Annotated in this window: 12 protein-coding genes, 2 tRNA genes and 3 rRNA genes; 3 read left to right on the forward strand and 14 right to left on the reverse strand. The window is 48.6% G+C overall.

Annotation, left to right across the window (positions count from 1 at the left end):
- Positions 1–26: 26 nt before the first annotated feature.
- Positions 27–2201 carry a S46 family peptidase gene (locus tag AC53GJ_RS15705; protein ID WP_496729083.1) on the reverse strand — a complete coding sequence of 725 codons (2175 nt, stop codon included), beginning with the start codon at positions 2199–2201 and terminating at the stop codon, positions 27–29.
- A gap of 203 nt (positions 2202–2404) precedes the next feature.
- Here AC53GJ_RS15705 and AC53GJ_RS15710 point away from each other — a divergent pair, with 203 nt between their 5' ends.
- Together AC53GJ_RS15710 and AC53GJ_RS15715 are read left to right on the forward strand one after the other, a co-directional pair.
- Complete coding sequence (locus tag AC53GJ_RS15710) at positions 2405–2899, forward strand: TIGR00645 family protein (protein WP_496729085.1); 495 nt, start codon at positions 2405–2407, stop codon at positions 2897–2899.
- 243 nt (positions 2900–3142) lie between these two features.
- Positions 3143–4178, forward strand: a protein-coding gene (locus AC53GJ_RS15715; protein ID WP_496732747.1) for an IS630 family transposase whose coding sequence is annotated in 2 segments (ribosomal slippage) — positions 3143–3603 and positions 3602–4178 — 1038 coding nt in all. Because the reading frame shifts where the segments join, the coding sequence is not laid out codon by codon here.
- A gap of 395 nt (positions 4179–4573) precedes the next feature.
- Here the strand turns inward: AC53GJ_RS15715 and rrf are convergent.
- The 10 genes from rrf to AC53GJ_RS15765 all read right to left on the reverse strand — a co-directional run bounded on the left by rrf (position 4574) and on the right by AC53GJ_RS15765 (position 16952).
- A 5S ribosomal RNA gene (gene rrf / locus AC53GJ_RS15720) occupies positions 4574–4688 on the reverse strand.
- A gap of 97 nt (positions 4689–4785) precedes the next feature.
- A 23S ribosomal RNA gene (locus AC53GJ_RS15725) occupies positions 4786–7668 on the reverse strand.
- Between the two features lie 206 nt (positions 7669–7874).
- Positions 7875–7950, reverse strand: a tRNA-Ala gene (locus AC53GJ_RS15730).
- A 12-nt stretch (positions 7951–7962) separates the two neighbouring features.
- Positions 7963–8039, reverse strand: a tRNA-Ile gene (locus AC53GJ_RS15735).
- Positions 8040–8246: 207 nt separating this feature from the next.
- A 16S ribosomal RNA gene (locus AC53GJ_RS15740) occupies positions 8247–9771 on the reverse strand.
- The 16S, 23S and 5S rRNA genes sit together here with 2 tRNA genes alongside, the layout of an rRNA operon.
- A 618-nt stretch (positions 9772–10389) precedes the next feature.
- Positions 10390–13014 carry a methionine synthase gene (metH, locus tag AC53GJ_RS15745; protein WP_496729087.1) on the reverse strand — a complete coding sequence of 875 codons (2625 nt, stop codon included), beginning with the start codon at positions 13012–13014 and terminating at the stop codon, positions 10390–10392.
- Positions 13014–14096 carry a homocysteine S-methyltransferase family protein gene (locus AC53GJ_RS15750; RefSeq protein WP_496729089.1) on the reverse strand — a complete coding sequence of 361 codons (1083 nt, stop codon included), beginning with the start codon at positions 14094–14096 and terminating at the stop codon, positions 13014–13016. Before AC53GJ_RS15750 ends, metH begins: the two co-directional genes overlap by 1 nt.
- Positions 14096–15025, reverse strand: a complete 930-nt coding sequence (locus AC53GJ_RS15755; RefSeq protein ID WP_496729091.1) for a homoserine O-succinyltransferase — start codon at positions 15023–15025, stop codon at positions 14096–14098. The genes AC53GJ_RS15750 and AC53GJ_RS15755 overlap by 1 nt, the downstream gene beginning before the upstream one ends.
- A 309-nt stretch (positions 15026–15334) precedes the next feature.
- Entirely contained in the window at positions 15335–16393 is a 1059-nt protein-coding gene (gene recA, locus AC53GJ_RS15760; protein WP_496729093.1) for a recombinase RecA, read from the reverse strand.
- Positions 16394–16439: 46 nt separating this feature from the next.
- Positions 16440–16952 (reverse strand): nicotinamide-nucleotide amidohydrolase family protein, encoded by a 513-nt coding sequence (locus tag AC53GJ_RS15765; RefSeq protein ID WP_496729094.1) that lies wholly within the window; start codon positions 16950–16952, stop codon positions 16440–16442.
- A 32-nt stretch (positions 16953–16984) separates the two neighbouring features.
- On the opposite strand from AC53GJ_RS15765, the gene mutS reads away from it, so the two are divergent.
- Positions 16985–19582 (forward strand): DNA mismatch repair protein MutS, encoded by a 2598-nt coding sequence (gene mutS, locus AC53GJ_RS15770; RefSeq protein WP_496732806.1) that lies wholly within the window; start codon positions 16985–16987, stop codon positions 19580–19582.
- A gap of 70 nt (positions 19583–19652) precedes the next feature.
- Here the strand turns inward: mutS and rpoS are convergent, their stop codons facing one another.
- From rpoS to AC53GJ_RS15785, 3 genes are all read right to left on the reverse strand, one after another.
- On the reverse strand, positions 19653–20648 hold the full coding sequence (rpoS, locus tag AC53GJ_RS15775; protein WP_496729096.1) for an RNA polymerase sigma factor RpoS: 996 nt from the start codon (positions 20646–20648) through the stop codon (positions 19653–19655).
- Between the two features lie 79 nt (positions 20649–20727).
- Positions 20728–21576, reverse strand: coding sequence for a peptidoglycan DD-metalloendopeptidase family protein (locus AC53GJ_RS15780; RefSeq protein WP_496729097.1), 849 nt, complete (start codon positions 21574–21576; stop codon positions 20728–20730).
- Complete coding sequence (locus tag AC53GJ_RS15785; protein ID WP_496729099.1) at positions 21569–22147, reverse strand: YqaA family protein; 579 nt, start codon at positions 22145–22147, stop codon at positions 21569–21571. The genes AC53GJ_RS15780 and AC53GJ_RS15785 overlap by 8 nt, the downstream gene beginning before the upstream one ends.
- Positions 22148–22160 lie beyond the last annotated feature (13 nt).

The raw sequence follows: 22160 nt of genomic DNA on the forward strand, positions 1-22160 counted from the left end.
CCCTCAGCACGAAAGTACCGGCACTGTTAACGGACTATCACCATTTCCTGTAACAACCGACTGGCGCCATCCACTTTGTCCATCTGCCACAACATATAACGGCTATCAAGATGAACAGCACGATTTGTGGCCGGGTCGTAATCATAATCACCAAAGATACTTTCACTGACGCCACCAAGTAACAATCCGACCAGCTCTGCCTGACCGTTTAAAGTGGCAGCGCCTGAATTGCGAACTGTGGTATCGGCTGTCGATAAGAAATTCACCGGTACAGTACTCAACGAAGCCGCCGCATAGTCGCTAACATTGGCCGTAGCGATCGCGCTCAGTTGAGCGGCTGGCGCAGCAAAAGGGACTGTCCCTGTCGCTTTGGCCACTATCCCCTGTACTGTGGTGAACGGCGTATAATAGACACCGTCACGGGGCTGATAACCCTGCACAGAGCCAAAACTGACACGTAAGCTGCCATTTGCATCCGGGTAGGTTTTTTGCTGCTGCGAGGCTTTAAAGTCCTTTAAGGCCGCCATCACCAGAGGCTTTAGCTGCAACAGCTTACCCTCGTTGGTTTTTTGCTGCTGCTCACGTGCCAGCTCGGCCGGGTAAAGCGCTGCAGCCAGCTGTAACAGCGGATCCTGACTCTGACTAAAAGCAGGTGCTGGTTGTTGTTGCCACGCCAACAATGCCGCTGCATCCGTTAACGTTGTTTGTTGATACATCTGCTGCAGTTGCAGCTTTAATTGCAGTAAGGCCGGCTGATCCAAAGCCGTGCCGGCAGCAAGGTGGAAAAACTTATCCAATAAGGGCACACGCTCGGCTGCGGGTAATTGATGATATTGCTGTAGCAGATACCAGGCGATTTCAATCTCAATCTGAGGTGACATCGTGTCGTGAAGCCCTTTGAGCGCAGCGCTTAAACCAGCCTGATCCCGCTGTTGAAAACCAACCTCACGTTCACTGTCCGGTTTTAATTGTTCCTGGGCATTACGATATAATTGACGGGCTGCACTGAACAATTGCACTGAGTCAAAAGCTTGCAGTAATGTATTGCGTTGCAAATTGGAACTTTGTTGCTGCACCAACATTTCCAAATCAAGCAAAGCAGGCAAGAATCTGGCCTGGCGGCCCGGTTCAGCCTTGATCCAGTGTAATAACGCCTGTTGCTGTTGTTCTTTGCGTTGTTGTAAGGCGCTGCTGTGATAAGTTTCTAATAAAATGTGGGTGTTTTTACTGCGGTTTTGCAAACCGGCCAACCTTGACTGGTAGCTCAATAGTTCAGCACTGTTTTCGGCAGTATGTTGCTGAATGAGCCGGATAATGTCAGCGCGGTATTGCTGCTGCAGTGGCAATATTTGGGTAAATTGTAGTTTTAATTCGGCGGCCGTTAAATGGCGGTAAGTTCGAGCCGGATAGCCAAGCACCATCACAAAGTCCTCTGCCTGCACGCCCTTTGCGGACACCTTTAAAAAAGCCGGTGGCGTAAAAGGGACATTGTCACTATGGTAAGGTGCAGGTTGACCATCTTTGCCAACATAAGCGCGGTAAAAGGCAAAATCACCGGTATGGCGAGGCCACATCCAGTTATCAATGTCACCACCAAACTGACCGACACCGGCTGCTGGGGCATACACTAGTCGGACATCGGTAAGCTCGAACTGCTTCAGCAGATAATAGGCCAGTCCACCATCATAACTGTAAAGACTGCAACGAATACCAGCACTGGTTTCGCAGGCAGAAATCAGCTCTTTGCGTATTTGTTCAATTTTGTCAAAACGATCAAGTCCAGATAATTGTGGTGTCAGTTCTTGTCGGATTTGTCGGGTCACATTATCTACTTGCTGGGTCAGCAGAATTTTGCTGCCAGGTACAGCAGGGAGTTCCTGTTGTAACGTCGCTGCGAAAAAGCCGTCTTGTAGTAAGTTTGTTGTATTGCTGCTGTGATGCTGAATACTGTTATAGGCGCAATGATAATTAGTGACGACCAAGCCAGTAGCTGAGACAAAAGAACCGCCACAGCCACCAAGACTCACAACAGTGTTCAGCGGAAACTCGGTAAGTTTGGCAATATTTTGTACCTCAATACGAAGCCCTCTTGCCTTTAACTCGTCTTCTAATTCAGGTAGCTGTTGTGGTAACCACATGCCCTCATCAGCCATCACCGCAGTACTGAAAAACAACAGAGCCAGCCATCTCACTTTATTCATTCCACACAATCCTCAGACCAAACCCACCACATAAGATCCCGATAGCAATGCTGATCCGGCCAGCACTATAGAGATGTGACCATTGTGCGATAATTTTTCCAAATATGCAGCCTGCTTCGGTACAATTGCTGCCAAAGCTTGATTTATCGGCGTGTCAGCACCAGATCGGCACAGTTATAACTGCACAGGTGGATAAAAAATTGATGGAAAAACTGCTTGAAAAACTGATTTACGCTTCCCGCTGGCTGATGGCGCCGATTTATTTAGGTCTGAGCCTGGTGTTGTTAGCGCTTGGGATTAAATTTTTTCAGGAAGTATTCCGTATCCTGCCCGAAATTTTCACCATGAAAGAAGTTGATCTGATCCTCGTGACTTTGTCATTAATAGATATCTCGCTGGTCGGTGGTTTAATCGTGATGGTGATGTTTTCTGGCTACGAAAACTTTGTGTCGCGACTGGACATTAAGGATGACGACGAAAAACTGAATTGGTTAGGTAAAGTTGATTCAGCATCACTGAAAAATAAAGTAGCGGCTTCGATTGTCGCGATTTCTTCGATCCACTTACTGAAAATTTTTATGGATACGCGCAATATCCCGAATGACAAGATTATGTGGTATCTGCTGATTCACATCACTTTTGTGCTGTCGGCCTTTATGATGGGATATCTTGATAAAATTATGAAAGATAAAAGCTAGTATTTGAACGACTTATTAGCCGTTAAAAATGTCAGACTGCTGCTTTACTTCGCATGGGATTGAGTTCAAACGCCGAGCTCAACACATGCTCAATTGTCTGTAAATCAATTGATTAGCCAACTTCAGACTAACCACTGTTCTATGTGCGCTGGCTAAGCATAACAAATGCATAGGCCAACTTATACCATTCCATCTAATTTTCTGTTCTAATTGAGCTATTAGCATCAATACGGCATTCGCATGATGGATCTTACTCCTGAAGACTTACTGAAGCGCTCTCGAGCCGAAAAAAATGCCCGCAAGCGTATGCGCTTGCTGGCGCTGTCTCTGTTTCTTCAATGTAAAAACCGTACATCAGTTGCTGAGCAGCTTAAAATCAGTCGCACCAGTGTGAATACTTGGGTGAGCAACTACCTTGCTTCTGGCCTCGAGGGTTTAGAAGCACGTAAAGCAAAAGGACGTACGCCATTTTTGACTGCCCAGCAGCAAAAACAATTGGGCGACTTTATTACATGCCAAAGCCAGAATGAACATGGTGGCAGGCTGACCGGTGAAAAAATCCTCAACTATATCAAAGCCGAGTTTGGTGTACATTATCACCATAACGCCATTTATAAGTTACTGAAACAACTTGGATTTAGCTGGATAACCAGTCGCTCGCGGCACCCGAAGCAACAACAAGGCGTCCAGGACGCATATATAAAACTTCCAATTGGAAACGATCCTTAACATTCCTGGCACGGTGCGGCTGGAAGATGTCGATGTCTGGTTCCAGGATGAAGCTCGTATCGGCCAGCAGAATACAACCACGCGCTTATGGGCTAGCACAGGCTCTCGGCCACGTGCGGTTAAACAGCAGCAATTTGAATACGCTCATCTTTTCGGCGCCATCTGCCCGGCCAATGGCGCAACAGAAGCATTGATAGTTCCTTTTCTGAGTAAAGAGGTGATGAAAATGCACTTAGCGCAAATTTCAGCCACAACAGCCAAGGGCCGCTATGCAGTGGTCGTGATGGATGGCGCGGGTTGGCATACTGATGATATTGCAGATGATTTTCATAACCTGTCGATATTAAAACTGCCACCGTATTCACCTGAACTCAATCCGATAGAGCAAGTATGGAGCTGGCTACGTCAACACCACATAGCCAATCGTTGTTTCGAGAGCTACGAAGCGATTGTGGATGCCTGTAGCGATGCCTGGAATGACTTTATCAGCGATAAAGTACGGGTGAGCAAGATGTGCTCAAGAAACTGGGCGGTACTGAACAGACTTTAAGATGGAATGGTATAAATAAAAAAAGCCTAGCGAGTTTGGGAGCCTTCATGCCCTTCGCAGAGCTCAGGGCGTTCAATCGGCAAAAAGCCAAATTGTTGGCTTTTTGAAACCCCGATTTCACTGTACTACCTCGCATGGCAATGCCAAGCTCGACCAATATTCCGCCTAGATCCCATAAAGCAAAAAGGCCCAGTCGTTAGACTGGGCCTTTTTGGCTTTATGAGGAGCCTTCATGCCCTTCGCAGAGCTCAGGGCCGTTCAGCCCGGACAACGCCAAATTGTTGGCGTTGTCTGTTTCGGGCTTCACTGTACTACTCTCCAAGTACTCCAGCGCCAGAATCACGATAAATAAAAAAGCCCCAGTCTTTCGACTGGGGCTTTTTCATTTATTGGGAGCCTGGCGGTGTACTACTCTCGCATGGCATCTGCCACACTACCATCGTCGCAGCTGCGTTTCACTTCTGAGTTCGGAATGGATTCAGGTGGTTCCACAGCGCTATTGCCACCAGGCAAAAACTGTTTAGCTTCTTTAACTTAGACAAGCTTTGATTTTTAATCTTTGATAGTAGCTCAGCACAATCTCACTTCAAAACAACTTGGGCGTTGTATGGTTAAGCCTCTCGGGCAATTAGTATGAGTTAGCTTAACGTATCACTACGCTTCCACACCTCACCTATCAACGTTGTGGTCTCCAACAACCCTTATGTGTACTCAAGGTACAAGGGATGACTCATCTCTTGGCCGGCTTCCCGCTTAGATGCTTTCAGCGGTTATCCGTTCCGAACGTAGCTACCGGGCAGTGCCATTGGCATGACAACCCGAACACCAGCGGTTCGTTCACTCCGGTCCTCTCGTACTAGGAGCAACTCCAATCAATCATCCAACGCCCACGGCAGATAGGGACCGAACTGTCTCACGACGTTCTAAACCCAGCTCGCGTACCACTTTAAATGGCGAACAGCCATACCCTTGGGACCGACTTCAGCCCCAGGATGTGATGAGCCGACATCGAGGTGCCAAACACCGCCGTCGATATGAACTCTTGGGCGGTATCAGCCTGTTATCCCCGGAGTACCTTTTATCCGTTGAGCGATGGCCCTTCCATACAGAACCACCGGATCACTAAGACCTACTTTCGTACCTGCTCGACGTGTCTGTCTCGCAGTTAAGCTGGCTTCTGCCTTTGCACTAACCGTACGATGTCCGACCGTACTTAGCCAACCTTCGTGCTCCTCCGTTACTCTTTAGGAGGAGACCGCCCCAGTCAAACTACCCACCAGACACTGTCCGCAACCCCGATTAGGGGCCCACGTTAGAACATCAAACATGCAAGGGTGGTATTTCAAGGACGGCTCCATCGTGACTAGCGTCACAACTTCAAAGCCTCCCACCTATCCTACACATACAGGGTCAATGTTCAGTGCCAAGCTATAGTAAAGGTTCACGGGGTCTTTCCGTCTAGCCGCGGGTATACGGCATCTTCACCGCAATTTCAATTTCACTGAGTCTCTGGTGGAGACAGCCTGGCCATCATTACACCATTCGTGCAGGTCGGAACTTACCCGACAAGGAATTTCGCTACCTTAGGACCGTTATAGTTACGGCCGCCGTTTACCGGGGCTTCGATCAAGAGCTTCGCTTGCGCTAACCCCATCAATTAACCTTCCGGCACCGGGCAGGTGTCACACCCTATACGTCCTCTCTCGAGTTTGCAGAGTGCTGTGTTTTTAATAAACAGTTGCAGCCAGCTGGTCACTGCGACTCTCAGATGCTTACGGAGCAAGTCCTTCACACCCAAGAGCGTACCTTCTCCCGAAGTTACGGTACTATTTTGCCTAGTTCCTTCACCAGAGTTCTCTCAAGCGCCTTGGTATTCTCTACCTGACCACCTGTGTCGGTTTCGAGTACGGTCGACAAGTACCTGAAGCTTAGAGGCTTTTCCTGGAAGCGTGGCATCAACAGCTTCACCACCTTAGTGGCTCGTCTCGTATCTCAGTCTTAGGCGTCCGGATTTTCCTAAACACCCAACCTACATACTTTCACATGGACTACCAACGCCATGCCTGCCTAGCCTTCTCCGTCCCCCCATCGCAGTACTGTCGGTACGGGAATATTAACCCGTTTCCCATCGACTACGGCTTTCGCCCTCGCCTTAGGGGCCGACTTACCCTACCCTGATTAGCATGGGATAGGAACCCTTGGTCTTCCGGCGGGGAAGTTTTTCACTCCCCTTATCGTTACTTATGTCAGCATTCGCACTTCTGATACCTCCAGCATCCTTCACAAGACACCTTCTACGGCTTACAGAACGCTCCTCTACCACTTGCACATAGTGCAAGTCCACAGCTTCGGTGCATGGTTTAGCCCCGTTACATCTTCCGCGCAGACCGACTCGACTAGTGAGCTATTACGCTTTCTTTAAAGGGTGGCTGCTTCTAAGCCAACCTCCTAGCTGTCTATGCCTTTCCACATCGTTTTCCACTTAACCATGACTTTGGGACCTTAGCTGGTGGTCTGGGTTGTTTCCCTTTTCACGGCGGACGTTAGCACCCGTCGTGTGTCTCCCGAGTAGTACTCATTGGTATTCGGAGTTTGCAAAGGGTTGGTAAGTCGGGATGACCCCCTAGCCTTAACAGTGCTCTACCCCCAATGGTATTCGCTCGAGGCGCTACCTAAATAGCTTTCGAGGAGAACCAGATATCTCCGAGCTTGATTAGCCTTTCACTCCGACCCACAAGTCATCCCCTAATTTTTCAACATTAGTGGGTTCGGTCCTCCAGTTAGTGTTACCCAACCTTCAACCTGCTCATGGGTAGATCGCCCGGTTTCGGGTCTACACCCTGCAACTATTCGCCCAGTTAAGACTCGGTTTCCCTACGGCTCCCCTATTCGGTTAACCTCGCTACAGAATGTAAGTCGCTGACCCATTATACAAAAGGTACGCAGTCACCCCACGAAGGGGCTCCCACTGCTTGTACGTACACGGTTTCAGGTTCTATTTCACTCCCCTAACAGGGGTTCTTTTCGCCTTTCCCTCACGGTACTGGTTCACTATCGGTCAGTCAGGAGTATTTAGCCTTGGAGGATGGTCCCCCCATATTCAAACAGGATGTCTCGTGTCCCGTCCTACTCGTTTTCACTGATGAAGACTTTTCGTGTACGGGGCTATCACCCTGTATCGCGGCACTTTCCAGAGCCTTCCACTAATTCTTCACCAACTTAAGGGCTAGCCCCCTTTCGCTCGCCGCTACTAAGGGGATCTCGGTTGATTTCTTTTCCTCGGGGTACTTAGATGTTTCAGTTCTCCCGGTTCGCCTCGTATGACTATGTATTCATCATACGATACCAGATAAATCTGGTGGGTTTCCCCATTCGGACATCTGTGAGTCTAACGTCTCTTACCGACTTCTCACAGCTTTTCGCAGGTTAGCACGTCCTTCATCGCCTCTGACTGCCAAGGCATCCACCGTGTACGCTTAGTCACTTAACCATACAACCCCAAATTGTCTTGGAAATCGTAAGTTTGTGCTTAAGGTTCACAATAAAATTGTTGACCTTTATTTTTACTACTATCAGCTTGCCTAATTGTTAAAGAGCATTTTGAGATAAACTCAAATCAAATCACACCAACAAGTGCGCTTTGATTTGAATTTTGCGAGCAATCAATCAGTTATTCTTTAGAAGCTTTCTAAGGAATGGTGGAGTTAAGCGGGATCGAACCGCTGACCTCCTGCGTGCAAGGCAGGCGCTCTCCCAGCTGAGCTATAACCCCAAATATAAAATTTGGTTGGTCTGAGTAGACTCGAACTACCGACCTCACCCTTATCAGGGGTGCGCTCTAACCACCTGAGCTACAGACCAATTCTAACTTGCCTGTTCGTCTTATTGCTGCGTTGCATTCTTTGCTCACTCAGTCATGTACTACAGTACACTCCTTCGCTCGCTTAGCCTGCGCCTTGCACTAAGCCAAACATTCTTCGTTATAAGCCTGATGGCCTCTAACTGTTTTGCTCTATCTCTGCAATCAATCATCTGTGTGGACACTTCGAAACATCAGTTCGCTATAGGTAAGGAGGTGATCCAACCCCAGGTTCCCCTAGGGTTACCTTGTTACGACTTCACCCCAGTCATGAATCACAAAGTGGTAAGCGCCCTCCCGAAGGTTAAGCTACCTACTTCTTTTGCAACCCACTCCCATGGTGTGACGGGCGGTGTGTACAAGGCCCGGGAACGTATTCACCGCAACATTCTGATTTGCGATTACTAGCGATTCCGACTTCACGCAGTCGAGTTGCAGACTGCGATCCGGACTACGATACGCTTTAAGAGATCCGCTCACTGTCGCCAGCTTGCCTCCCTCTGTACGTACCATTGTAGCACGTGTGTAGCCCTACTCGTAAGGGCCATGATGACTTGACGTCGTCCCCACCTTCCTCCGGTTTATCACCGGCAGTCTCCCTAGAGTTCCCACCATTACGTGCTGGCAACTAAGGATAAGGGTTGCGCTCGTTGCGGGACTTAACCCAACATTTCACAACACGAGCTGACGACAGCCATGCAGCACCTGTCTTAGCGTTCCCGAAGGCACAATCGTATCTCTACAATCTTCGCTAGATGTCAAGAGTAGGTAAGGTTCTTCGCGTTGCGTCGAATTAAACCACATGCTCCACCGCTTGTGCGGGCCCCCGTCAATTCATTTGAGTTTTAATCTTGCGACCGTACTCCCCAGGCGGTCTACTTAGTGCGTTAGCTGCGCTACTCACAGTACAAGACCACGAACAGCTAGTAGACATCGTTTACGGCGTGGACTACCAGGGTATCTAATCCTGTTTGCTCCCCACGCTTTCGCACCTGAGCGTCAGTATCGTGCCAGGGGGCCGCCTTCGCCACTGGTATTCCTCCAAATCTCTACGCATTTCACCGCTACACTTGGAATTCTACCCCCCTCTCACGTACTCTAGTTGGCCAGTTTCAAATGCAATTCCCAGGTTGAGCCCGGGGCTTTCACATCTGACTTAACCAACCGCCTGCGTGCGCTTTACGCCCAGTAATTCCGATTAACGCTTGCACCCTCTGTATTACCGCGGCTGCTGGCACAGAGTTAGCCGGTGCTTCTTCTGCGAGTAACGTCAAAGTTAGCCGCTATTAACGACCAACCCTTCCTCCTCGCTGAAAGTGCTTTACAACCCGAAGGCCTTCTTCACACACGCGGCATGGCTGGATCAGGCTTGCGCCCATTGTCCAATATTCCCCACTGCTGCCTCCCGTAGGAGTCTGGACCGTGTCTCAGTTCCAGTGTGGCTGATCATCCTCTCAAACCAGCTAGGGATCGTCGCCTTGGTGAGCCATTACCTCACCAACTAGCTAATCCCACGTAGGCGCATCCGACAGCATGTGGCCCGAAGGTCCCACACTTTGGTCCGTAGACATTATGCGGTATTAACAGTCGTTTCCAACTGGTATCCCCCTCTGTCGGGTAGCTTCCTACGCATTACTCACCCGTCCGCCGCTAGGTCCGAAAACCCCGCTCGACTTGCATGTGTTAGGCCTGCCGCCAGCGTTCAATCTGAGCCATGATCAAACTCTTCAATTAAAAGTTTTTTCGCTACCTAAGTAGCTGCTCAGTATTACTGACTAAATATTTTACTATCTGGTCACTCATACTCAGTTAATTCGTTTTGCGAATCTCATGAATCGAGTGCCCACACAGATGATTGATTGCTAATTGTTAAAGAGCGCGCTTCAACTTCGAAGCGGGAGGCGTATGTTACACTTCCCAGAATTTAAGTCAAGCAGAGAATTTCACTATTTAAATGAGCTTCTCTGCTCAACCTGCCTTACCTCAGAAACCATTACTGATTTCTACCTCACCACAACTTTCAGACCTTTCAACCTGTCGTCGCTACGAGGCGGCCATTTTAGTCAGTTTTCATTTCGTGTCAAGCGTCTTTTTATCGACATTTTCAACTTTCTTCAAACTCACCCGGCTTGCTGCTTTCGCACCACCCCGTCGGCATGGGGCGCATTATAGGGAGTTTTTCGCCGGGTGCAAGCGCCAATTTAACCCAAACGCACTGACTGCTGCATAATCCAGCACTTTATCGGTAATAGGGATAGAATCGGTTAGTTATCCAACACTTTTAGCATGATTTGATGCAAAATAATGGATAACGACAGACAAACCATGCTGCTGTCGTTATCACGATGAGCTTCAGCGCAGATTTGGCGCCAGCCACATTTCTGCTTCTGGCAGACTAAAGCCTTTACGACTTGCGTAATCTTGCAACTGGTCCTGATCAATTTTACTGACCGCGAAGTATTTACTGTCAGGATGCGCCAGATACCAACCTGAGACTGCAGCACCTGGCCACATGGCATAACTCTCAGTGAGTTCCAGGCCAATTTCCGCCGTAGCATTAAGCATGCTAAATAATGTACCTTTTTCGGTATGCTCAGGACAGGCAGGGTAACCAGGCGCAGGTCGAATGCCCTGATAGGCTTCCCGGATTAAGGCTTCATTATCCAGCGCTTCAGCGGCGGCATAACCCCAATAATCTTTTCGGACCTGTTGATGCAGGTATTCCGCCAGCGCCTCTGCTAAACGATCAGCCAGTGCTTTGACCATAATACTGTTGTAGTCATCATGAGCCGCAGCAAACTCAGCCGCAAATTCGTCGGCGCCAAAACCTGTGCTAACAGCAAAGGCACCTATATAGTCGGCAATACCAGAAGATGCCGGAGCGACAAAATCGCCTAAACAACAATTGGGCGCGTTGTTACGAAGTTGCAGTTGCTGACGCAAATTATATAAACGGTGTTTCTCAACACGACGGCTCTCATCGCTATAGACAATAATGTCATCGCCTTCGCTATTGGCCGGGAACAAACCAAAAATGGCCCGTCCTGTCACTTTGCGTGAACCTATCATCAGATCCAACATGTCGTTGGCATCCTGGTAGACCTTGCGCGCTTCCATACCCACTTCCGGGTGATTCAGAATAGCCGGGAATTTGCCGGATAACTGCCAGGTGAGGAAAAACGGTGTCCAGTCGATAAAATCGCGTAACAACTGCAAATCCACATCCTGCCAGATATGGATGCCAGGTTTTCTAGGTGCGGCAGCGACTTTATTCAGATCGAGCTGAAACTTATTATCACGCGCCTGCGCCAGCGTCAGCATTTTCTCACCAGGCCTGGTGCGCTGATGTTGTTCGACAGCCCTTCGATACTCATCGTTCACCCTTGCCAGATATTCTTCTTTCTGGGTTGGGCTAATCAGCGACTGCACCACCGACACACTGCGCGATGCATTTGGCACATAAACCACACCATGCTGATAATTGGGGGCGATTTTTATCGCAGTGTGAGCCTTAGACGTGGTCGCACCGCCTATTAACAGTGGGATGGTAAAACCAAGCCGGGTCATTTCTTTGGCGACATGCACCATTTCATCCAATGACGGTGTAATCAGGCCAGATAAACCGATGATATCCACTTCAAGCTCTTTGGCTTTTTGCAGTAATGTGGCACATGGCACCATCACGCCTAAATCAATCACTTCATAGTTATTACACTGCAACACCACACCGACAATATTTTTACCGATATCATGTACGTCGCCTTTCACTGTCGCCATCAGCACCTTGCCCTGCGCTTTGCTGCCAGTGCCGGCTTTTTCCAATTCAATATAAGGCTGTAAATAAGCCACTGCTTTTTTCATCACGCGGGCAGATTTCACCACCTGCGGCAAAAACATTTTGCCTTCGCCAAATAAATCGCCGACCACATTCATGCCATCCATCAGTGGACCTTCAATCACATGCAGGGGTCTTTCTACTTGTTGACGGGCTTCTTCAGTATCAATATCAATAAAATCAGTGATGCCTTTGACCAGCGCATGCTCCAGTCTTTTACTGACTGGCCAGCTACGCCAGGCTTCGTCTTCTTTGACCGCGACAGTGCCATCCCCTTTAAATTGTGCAGCAATCTCCAGCAAACGTTCAGTGGCATCATCGCGGCGATTGAGGATCACATCTTCGACCCTTTCTCTTAGCAGTTGCGGAATGTCATCGTACACAGCCAATTGCCCGGCATTCACAATGCCCATATCCATGCCCGCTTTAATCGCGTGATACAAGAACACTGAATGGATAGCTTCGCGCACCGGATCATTACCACGAAACGAAAACGAAACGTTGGAAACACCACCGGAAATTTTGGCGTACGGGCACAAACGTTTAATCTCGCGGGTGGCCTCGATAAAATCGACGGCGTAATTGTTATGCTCTTCAATCCCGGTCGCTACGGCAAAAATGTTCGGGTCAAAAATAATGTCTTGTGGCGGAAAACCAATTTGCGCCACCAGGATTTGATAAGCGCGCTGACAAATTTCCACCTTCCGTTGCTTGGTATCAGCCTGCCCTACTTCATCAAACGCCATCACCACGACAGCAGCACCATAGCGGCGTAACAGTTTGGCTTGCTGCACAAATTGGGCTTCGCCTTCTTTGAGCGATATCGAATTGACGACAGGCTTGCCCTGAATACATTTTAATGCAGCTTCAATCACTTCCCACTTTGAAGAGTCAACCATGATGGGGACGCGGGAGATATCAGGTTCCGATGCCAGCAAATTCAGATAACGCACCATGGCTGCTTTGCTATCGAGCATCGCTTCGTCCATGTTGATATCAATGATTTGAGCACCGTTTTCCACTTGTTGCCGGGCGATCTGCAATGCGGCTTCATACTTGCCATCCAGAATCAGCTTTTTAAAACGGGCGGAGCCGGTGACATTGGTACGTTCACCAATATTGATAAATCTGACTTGTTGCATTACCACTCCAACGAAAAGGCTTCAAGGCCGGCCAGATTAAACTGATTCGAACAGGGTTTCGGTTGACGGGGCCTGAGTCCGGCAACTGCCTCGGCAATTGCCCGAATATGTTCTGGTGTCGTGCCACAACAACCACCAACGATATTCAGAAAGCCCTGTGTCGCCCAATCCTTAATTTCGACCGCCATCTCAGCGGCACCCAGATCATATTCGCCAAATTCGTTTGGCAAGCCAGCGTTGGGATGCACCGAGACATAACATTCGGAGATACCTGCTAAGGTTTCGACATAAGGTCTTAATAAATCGGGTCCGAGCGCACAATTCAAACCAAAACTTACAGGCTCCACATGCGCCAGCGAATTATAAAATGCTTCTGTCGTCTGACCCGATAAGGTTCGGCCAGAAGCATCAGTAATAGTCCCGGAAATCATCACCGGCAATTTATAGCCGATGTCATCAAATACCTTTAATACCGCAAAAGCGGCAGCTTTGGCATTGAGCGTATCAAAGATAGTTTCCAGCATAATAATGTCAGCACCACCTTCAATCAGCGCCAGCGTGGATTCACTGTAGGCGGCGACCAGGGTATCAAAATCTACATTACGATAACCAGGATCGTTCACATCCGGCGAAATAGATGCGGTTCTGTTGGTCGGGCCTAATACACCAGCGACATAACGCGGTTTGTCCGGGTTTAATGCGGTAAATTCATCGCACGCTTGTCGTGCCAGCGCTGCAGACGCACGGTTAATTCTGACCGACAAGTGCGACATGTCATAATCAGCCATCGCAATGGTAGTCGCATTAAAACTGTTGGTTTCCAGAATATCAGCGCCTGCCGCTAAATATTGGCGATGAATATCCAAAATAATCTGCGGTTGGGTCAGCACCAATAAATCGTTGTTACCTTTCAAATCAGATGGCCAGTTGGCAAACTCTTCACCGCGATAATCAGCTTCCTGCAACTGACAGGCTTGGATCATGGTGCCCATGGCACCATCAAGTACCAAAATTCGTTCGCTCAGCAACTGCACTAACGCTGCTGGTGTTATCCTAAGGGAACTGCCTGATAAACTTGCCATTAAACCCGCTCCTGCCCAATTTGCTGAATATCAAAAGGCGTCGCCTGATAGACATAATAGTTCAGCCAATTACTGAATAATAAGAATGCATGGCTTTGCCATAATTTTTGCGGTCCCTTTGCCGGTTCATTGTCGCGGAAATAATTTTCCGGCACTTTAGGCTCCAAGCCAGCCGCGACATCACGCTGATACTCGTCATTGAGCGTGGTTAAATCATATTCTGGATGTCCGGTCACAAAAACCCGGCTGCCATGACTGTTTTGCAATAAATAAGCGCCCGTCACATCGGCTTCCGCCAGCACATGGATATCAGCATGTTGCTGATATTTTTGTTTTGGCACCTGGGCATAACGAGAGTGTGGTACCAAAAACTTATCGTCAAAACCACGTACTAACGGACTGAGTGGTTGCACCACATCTTGCCAATAGACCCCCGACAATTTATCGCCACGAATTTCGCGCTGTAATCCATAGTAATAATACAATGCAGCATGGGCAGCCCAACACAGGAATAAAGTGGAGGTGACATGGCGATCTGCCCAGGCCAGAATTTCCGATAATTGCGGCCAATAACTGACATCTTCATAATCAACCAGTCCAAGCGGCGCGCCGGTAATAATGAGTCCGTCGTAATTTTGCTGCTCAACATCAGAAAAATATTTGTAAAAACAATTTAAGTGACTGGCTGGGGTATGTTTACTGACATGGTTGTCTAACCGAATCAATTCAACATCGACCTGCAATGGACTATTGGCTAATAATCGCAATAGCTGAATTTCGGTGGTTACTTTGTTTGGCATTAAATTAAGAATAGCGATGCGGAGCGGCCGGATATCCTGTCGTAAAGCTCTGCTCTCTGTCATTACAAACACATTTTCAGCAGATAAGGCTTCAACGGCTGGTAATTGATCAATCACTTTAATAGGCATAACAGCTCCTGACAGGATAAAAAGTGCTGCTACTTTGGCGAAAAAGCGACTGATTGTCAACTTCTATACGTTTAGATGGCTATTTATTCTAAAGGATTTGCAGCAAGCTTATTAAAGCAAAAAACCACCATTGCGACGTTTTTGTCACTATGGTGGTTTTAGATAGAGGCCAGCGATTCAAAGCCTGGTGACTGGTATGACTAAAGCTAATTGCGATAAGCAGTAAAGTTAATTGCTTTATACAAATTCTGCGACGTTCAACACTCAGTTTGGATATGGCGCGGCCACAATAAAAGCTACGCCAATTGATTACAGATCCTGTTCCAGGTCAGCTTCTTCTAATAACTCTTCAGCAGCAACCGCTACTGGCGCCTTAGTTGGATCTAGCAACAATCTGTTGCGAAGTTCAGTTTCAATCTCAAGTGCAATGGCTGGATTATCCTGCAAAAACTTCATCGAGTTTGCTTTACCCTGACCAATTTTATTGCCTTTATAAGCATACCAAGCACCGGATTTATCAATCAGTTTTTCTGCAACACCGAGATCGATCAGCTCACCATTTTTGCTGATGCCAGCACCATACTGAATAATAAACTCAGCTTGTTTAAACGGCGGAGCAACTTTATTTTTCACAACTTTAACGCGGGTCTCGTTACCAACCACTTCGTCGCCTTCTTTCACCGAACCGATCCGACGAATATCCAGTCGCACCGAGGCGTAGAATTTTAAAGCATTACCACCCGTGGTAGTTTCAGGAGAACCAAACATGACACCAATTTTCATCCGGATTTGGTTGATGAAAATACATAAGGTGTTCGAACGCTTGATGTTACCTGTGAGTTTACGCAGCGCTTGTGACATTAAACGGGCTTGTAAACCAACATGGCTGTCACCCATATCGCCTTCAATTTCCGCTTTCGGTGTTAAAGCAGCGACTGAGTCAACGACGATGACATCGACTGCGGCAGAGCGAACCAGCATGTCACAAATTTCTAGCGCTTGTTCACCAGTATCAGGCTGTGAAACCAGTAAGTCAGCCACGTTAACGCCCAGTTTGGCAGCATATAATGGATCAAGTGCATGCTCGGCATCGATAAAAGCACAGGTTTTACCCATTTTTTGCGCTTCGGCAACTACCTGCAGCGTTAAAGTGGTTTTACCTGAAGATTCAGGACCATAGATTTCTACAATACGACCACAAGGTAAGCCACCGATGCCAAGCGCAATATCCAGACCTAATGAACCTGTTGGAATAAAATCGATATCCAATGCAGTGCTGTCACCCAGCCGCATAATCGATCCTTTCCCAAACTGACGCTCAATTTGACCTAAGGCAGCGGCCAGTGCTTTTTGCTTGTTGTCGTCCATCTGAATCTCCGGCTAAAAATCTGAAAAGGCATTAAATGCTGTATGCTCATACAGTAGTTGAATGCGTTTGCTCTGTCAACAATAAAATCAATTGCTGCAGCGCAAAATCAACTGATTGCTGCCGAACTGCACTGCGATCGCCATGAAAAACCAACCGGGTGCTGAGCGTGTGCCCAAACAGGAAAAAACCAAAACAAACAGTGCCAACAGGTTTGGTGGCGGTCCCACCATCCGGTCCGGCGATCCCAGAGACTGCGACTGCCACTTGCGCATTCGCTGCGCTAGCCGCCCCTTGTGCCATTTCCAGCACAGTTTCTTCACTGACGGCGCCAAATTGCAGTAAAGTCGCGCTTTTCACCGCCAATAATTGTTGCTTGGCTTTGTTGCTGTAAGTAATAAAACTGCGATCCAGATAAGCTGAACTGCCAGGAATGGCGGTCAGGCTATAAGCAATTCCCCCTCCGGTACAGGATTCAGCGGTGGTGATAGTCGCTTTTTTCCGTAATAATAGCTGACCTAGTTCAGCCGCCAGTTGTTCGGTGTTTGCAGGAACTGTCATTGTTGATCCAAGCAGGAAACCAGACCCCCATTATGCCGTCAGAAAAACCAAGCGGGCAAGTAGCGAACGCCGCACTCAGTGCCCATACCCCGATGATGCAACAGTATCTTGGCCTGAAAGCCGAAAATCCGGACATTCTGCTGTTTTACCGGATGGGTGATTTTTATGAGTTATTTTATGAAGATGCAAAAAAAGCTGCCGCACTGCTGGATATCTCCCTGACCAAACGTGGTCAGTCGGCCGGCGCACCTATTCCGATGGCCGGTATTCCGCATCATGCCATCGAAAACTATCTGGCACGGTTGGTACAGCTCGGTGAATCTGTCGCGATTTGTGAACAAGTCGGCGATCCGGCGCTGAGTAAAGGCCCGGTTGAACGTAAAGTGGTGCGTATCGTCACCCCCGGCACCGTCACAGACGAAGCTTTACTCAATGAGCGGCAGGACAATCTGTTGGCCGCAGTCTATCAGGTGAAGCAGCATTATGGTGTGGCTTATCTCGACTTATCTGCGGGTCGCTTTTTGCTGACCCAGGTTGAGCAACTGGATGATTTATACGGCGTATTGCAACGACTGAACCCGGCTGAATTGCTCTATAGCGAAGATCATCAGTTACCGGAATCCTTGCTGAATCGAAAAGGCAGCCGGCGCCGGCCTGTGTGGGAATTTGAAATTAAAACCGCCGAACGGGCCCTTTGCCAGCAATTTGGCACTCGTGACTTACAAAGTTTTGGCATCAGTGAAGCGCCGGTGGCATTGATGGCTGCTGGTTGTCTGATGCAATACGTCAAAGATACCCAACGCAGTGCACTGCCGCATCTACGCGCTGTGGCACTGGAGCGCGCCCAGGATCATATAGTGCTGGATGCGGCCACCAGGCGTAATCTGGAATTAACTCAAAGATTAAACGGCCAATTTGATCAGACACTGGCTGCAGTGCTGGATCAATGCCAGACGGCTATGGGTAGCAGGTTGCTAAAACGCTGGATCCATGCCCCGCTGCGCGATCAAGCTGCGGTTCAAGCCAGACATCAAGCCGTCGCTGAACTGCAACAGCACTATCTTGAGCTGCAACCGCAATTAAAACAAATCGGCGATATTGAACGTATCGTCGCTAGGCTGGCACTGCGTAGCGCCAGACCGCGTGACTTTGCCAGGTTACGCCAGGCCTTGCAGCAACTCCCTGAATTAGCCGCTGGTTTGCAACCATTGCACAGCCCGTTGCTGCAACAAATCAGTCAGGACTGCCAACCACTGCCAGAACTTTGTCAGTTGCTGGAGCAAGCCATCATTGAAACACCGCCAGTGCTGATCCGCGATGGTGGCGTCATAGCTGCCGGCTATTCAGCTGAACTCGACCAATGGCGGGCATTGGCAACAGGAGCCACTGATTATCTGGAACAATTGGAACAGCGGGAAAAAGAGCGCACCGGCATCGCTTCTTTAAAAGTGGGCTTTAATAAAGTCGCAGGTTATTTTATTGAAACCGGCCGCGCCGCTGCCGACGCAGTGCCTGCAGATTATATCCGGCGTCAGACGCTGAAAAATAATGAACGTTACATTATTCCTGAACTGAAAGAATATGAAGACAAAGTGCTCGGCAGTCAAAGCAAAGCCTTAGCACTGGAAAAACAATTGTATGAAGCCTTATTTGACTTAACGGCTCCACACTTGTTTGCCTTACAGCAATTAGCAGCCCGGTTGTCTGAACTGGATGTGCTGGCAAATTTTGCCGAACGCGCGCTCAGCCAGCATTATCAGCAGCCCATGTTCAGCAGCCAGAGTGGCATTCGCATCGAAGCTGGCCGTCACCCGGTGGTCGAAACCGTCAGCGCAGAACCTTTTATCGCCAACCCATTGTTGATGCAGTCCAATCGTCGCATGTTACTGGTGACAGGCCCGAATATGGGCGGTAAATCAACTTACATGCGCCAAACGGCACTGATTGTGCTAATGGCTTATATTGGTTGTTTTGTGCCGGCAACTTCAGCTGAGATAGGCCCGATTGACCGCATTTTTACCCGCATTGGTGCTTCGGATGATTTAGCCTCAGGTCGCTCCACTTTTATGGTTGAAATGACTGAAACTGCAACTATTTTGCATCACGCCACCGCACAGAGTCTGGTGCTGATGGATGAAATCGGTCGGGGCACCAGTACCTATGATGGTTTATCACTGGCTTGGGCTTGTGCCGATTATCTGGCAACGCGACTGCAAGCGCTGACGCTGTTTGCCACCCATTATTTCGAACTGACCGAGCTGGCGAATCTGTTACCGGGCGTGGTCAATATTCACCTGGATGCGGTTGAACATGACGAACACATCGTCTTTATGCATCAGGTTCAGGATGGCGCAGCAAGTAAAAGTTATGGTTTACAGGTGGCGCAACTCGCTGGCGTACCTAAAACGGTTATCCGGCAGGCGAAACAAAAATTGCAGCAACTGGAACAACAGAGCAGCCAGCCAGGGAGCAGCAATAACCAGACCAGTAGTATTACGCCCGCCCAACAGAGCTTGGCGCTGGAGCCCAGCGAGCACCCGTTACTGGCGCAAATCAGGACGCTGCAACCGGATGAGTTAACACCACGTCAGGCGCTTGAACTGTTGTATCAGCTAAAACGGCAGCTTTAAAGGGACCGGAATTGCGTGAAAGTAAAACGGGAGCCAAGCTCCCGTTTTACTTTCACGCAGCCAAACCGGCTTATTCCTGGAACAAAGTCTCAATATTCAAGCCTTGATGCGTCACAATCTCCCGCAACCGGCGTAAAGCTTCGACCTGTATTTGCCGCACCCGCTCCCGGGTTAAGCCAATTTCACGGCCAACATCTTCCAGCGTAGAAGGCTCAAATCCAAGCAAACCAAAGCGACGGGCCAATACTTCACGTTGTTTTGGATTTAACTCTTCGAGCCACAACACCAGATGCTGGCGGATATCGGCATCCTGTAATTCAGTTTCCGGACCCAATTCTTTTTCATCTGCCAGAATGTCCAGCAGCTGTTTTTCGGATGAACCGGCCACTGGCGTATCAACTGAAGTGATTTTTTCATTCAGCTTCAACATTTTACGAACTTCTTCGACCGGTCTGTCCAGCGCCGCTGCAATTTCTTCCGGCGTTGGTTCATGATCCAGCCGCTGTGACAATTCGCGGGCCGCCCGCAGATAAATATTCAGTTCTTTCACCACATGAATAGGTAACCGGATGGTTCGGGTTTGATTCATGATGGCGCGTTCTATGGTTTGACGGATCCACCAGGTGGCATAGGTGGAAAAACGAAAACCACGTTCCGGATCAAATTTTTCTACCGCGCGGATCAGACCAAGATTACCTTCTTCGATCAGATCCAACAACGCCAGACCACGATTGATATAACGTCGGGCAATTTTGACCACCAAACGTAAATTACTTTCAATCATGCGTTTACGGGCTGCTTGATCGCCTTTGAGAGACAAACGAGAGAAATAAACTTCTTCTTCGGCGGAAAGTAAAGGTGAGAAACCAATTTCTCCCAGATAAATCTGGGTAGCATCCATGGCTCTTTGACTATCATCACGGACAAAGACATCGTCCGGGGTATTTTCTTCTTCGGTGGCTAAAGCAGCTAAGTCCGGTTCGCCCTCTTCATCCAGCAAAACAACATCTTCGGTTAAATCTGACTCTTTAAAATCAACTACTTCGTCTTCATCTTTATGTCCCATATCCTTCTCCCAACTCTACCAGGGTGGTCACACCTTAACAGCCAGAAATCCATTCTGAGCGTTATGAGCTTGTGATGTTTTATTTGAGGTATTTGAGCGGATCAACCGATTGGCCACGAAAACGAATTTCAAAGTGCAGTTGCACACGCTCTGCATCAGTGTTGCCCATTTCTGCAATCGTTTGACCTGCAGACACCTGATCACGCTCTTTCACCAGCAAACGGTGATTGTGAGCATAGGCGCTAAGGAAATCATCATTGTGTTTGATAATGACCAGATTGCCATATCCGCGTAATGCATTGCCGGCATAGACCACCTGCCCTGCTGCAGTCGCTTTGATCGGTGTCCCGACAGCACCACCAATATCAAGGCCTTTATTGCCATGTTCTTGGTAAGAAAACTTCGCCAGGATCGGGCCTTTCACTGGCCACGCCCATTGCGATACGTTTCTGTTACTGGTACCATTGCCGGTTTTTTCAGGTTCTTCGACCTGTTGATTCTGACCATAACGCTTTTGATTTTGCTGTGCAACAACTTTAGCGTTTTTTGATGAAGTGGTTGATTTTATTGGTGGTGAATAATTCTTATTTGCTAATTTACCGCTGCCGGAGGGACCACGGACTGCCGTTCGGTAGTTCCGTTCCGCACTGGTGATCAGGACTTGTCCGACATAAATGGTGTAAGGTTCGGCAATATGATTGATCCTGGCCAGGCTGCGGTAATCCATGCCGGCACGAAAGGCAATTGAAAACAAGGTATCGCCTCTTTTCACCTGATAGGTATCAGCCGTTAAAGTGCGTTTCGGCGCCCTTTTACTGACCCATTCGTCCACAGGTGCCGGGGAATGCTTGCCAGAGCATCCCGCCAGCGCAATACCTGCGACCGCAAAGCTGAGATAGAGGGTAAAGCCGAATCGACGATTAGCCATAAAGCACGTACAACAAGCCGCCAATCGCCACTGTGCCCCAACCAAGCCAGTCGACAATGTCGCGCAATTTTTGTTGCATTTTACTGCCGCCCCAGTACATCAGACCTGCGACCAGGAAAAAGCGGCTGGCGCGGCCAATCAAAGAAGCAATCACAAAGGGCAAAAATGCCATCTGCATTAAACCCGCGCCTACCGTAAACAACTTATACGGAATGGGCGAAAAACCGGCGATAAATACCACCCAGACGCCATAATCTTTAAACCAGCGTTCTACCAAAGCAAAAGTGTCCTGGTAGCCCATATACTGAATAAAGGGTAACACCACGGGCTCGTACAACAACCATCCCAACAGATAACCAAAAATCCCCCCCAGCACCGAAGCTATCGTCGTTAAGGTGGCGTAGCGCCAGGCTTTTTCCGGATGCGCCAATGCCATCGGCGCTAACATCACATCCGGTGGGATCGGAAAAATCACCGATTCGGTGAAGCTTAAGCCGAATAAATACCGCTCTGCATGACGATGTCTGGCCCAGATTAACGCTTTATCATACATCCAGCTAAAAATTTTCAACGACGACTCCATT

It is taken from the genome of Rheinheimera sp. B2H12, from assembly GCF_059620065.1.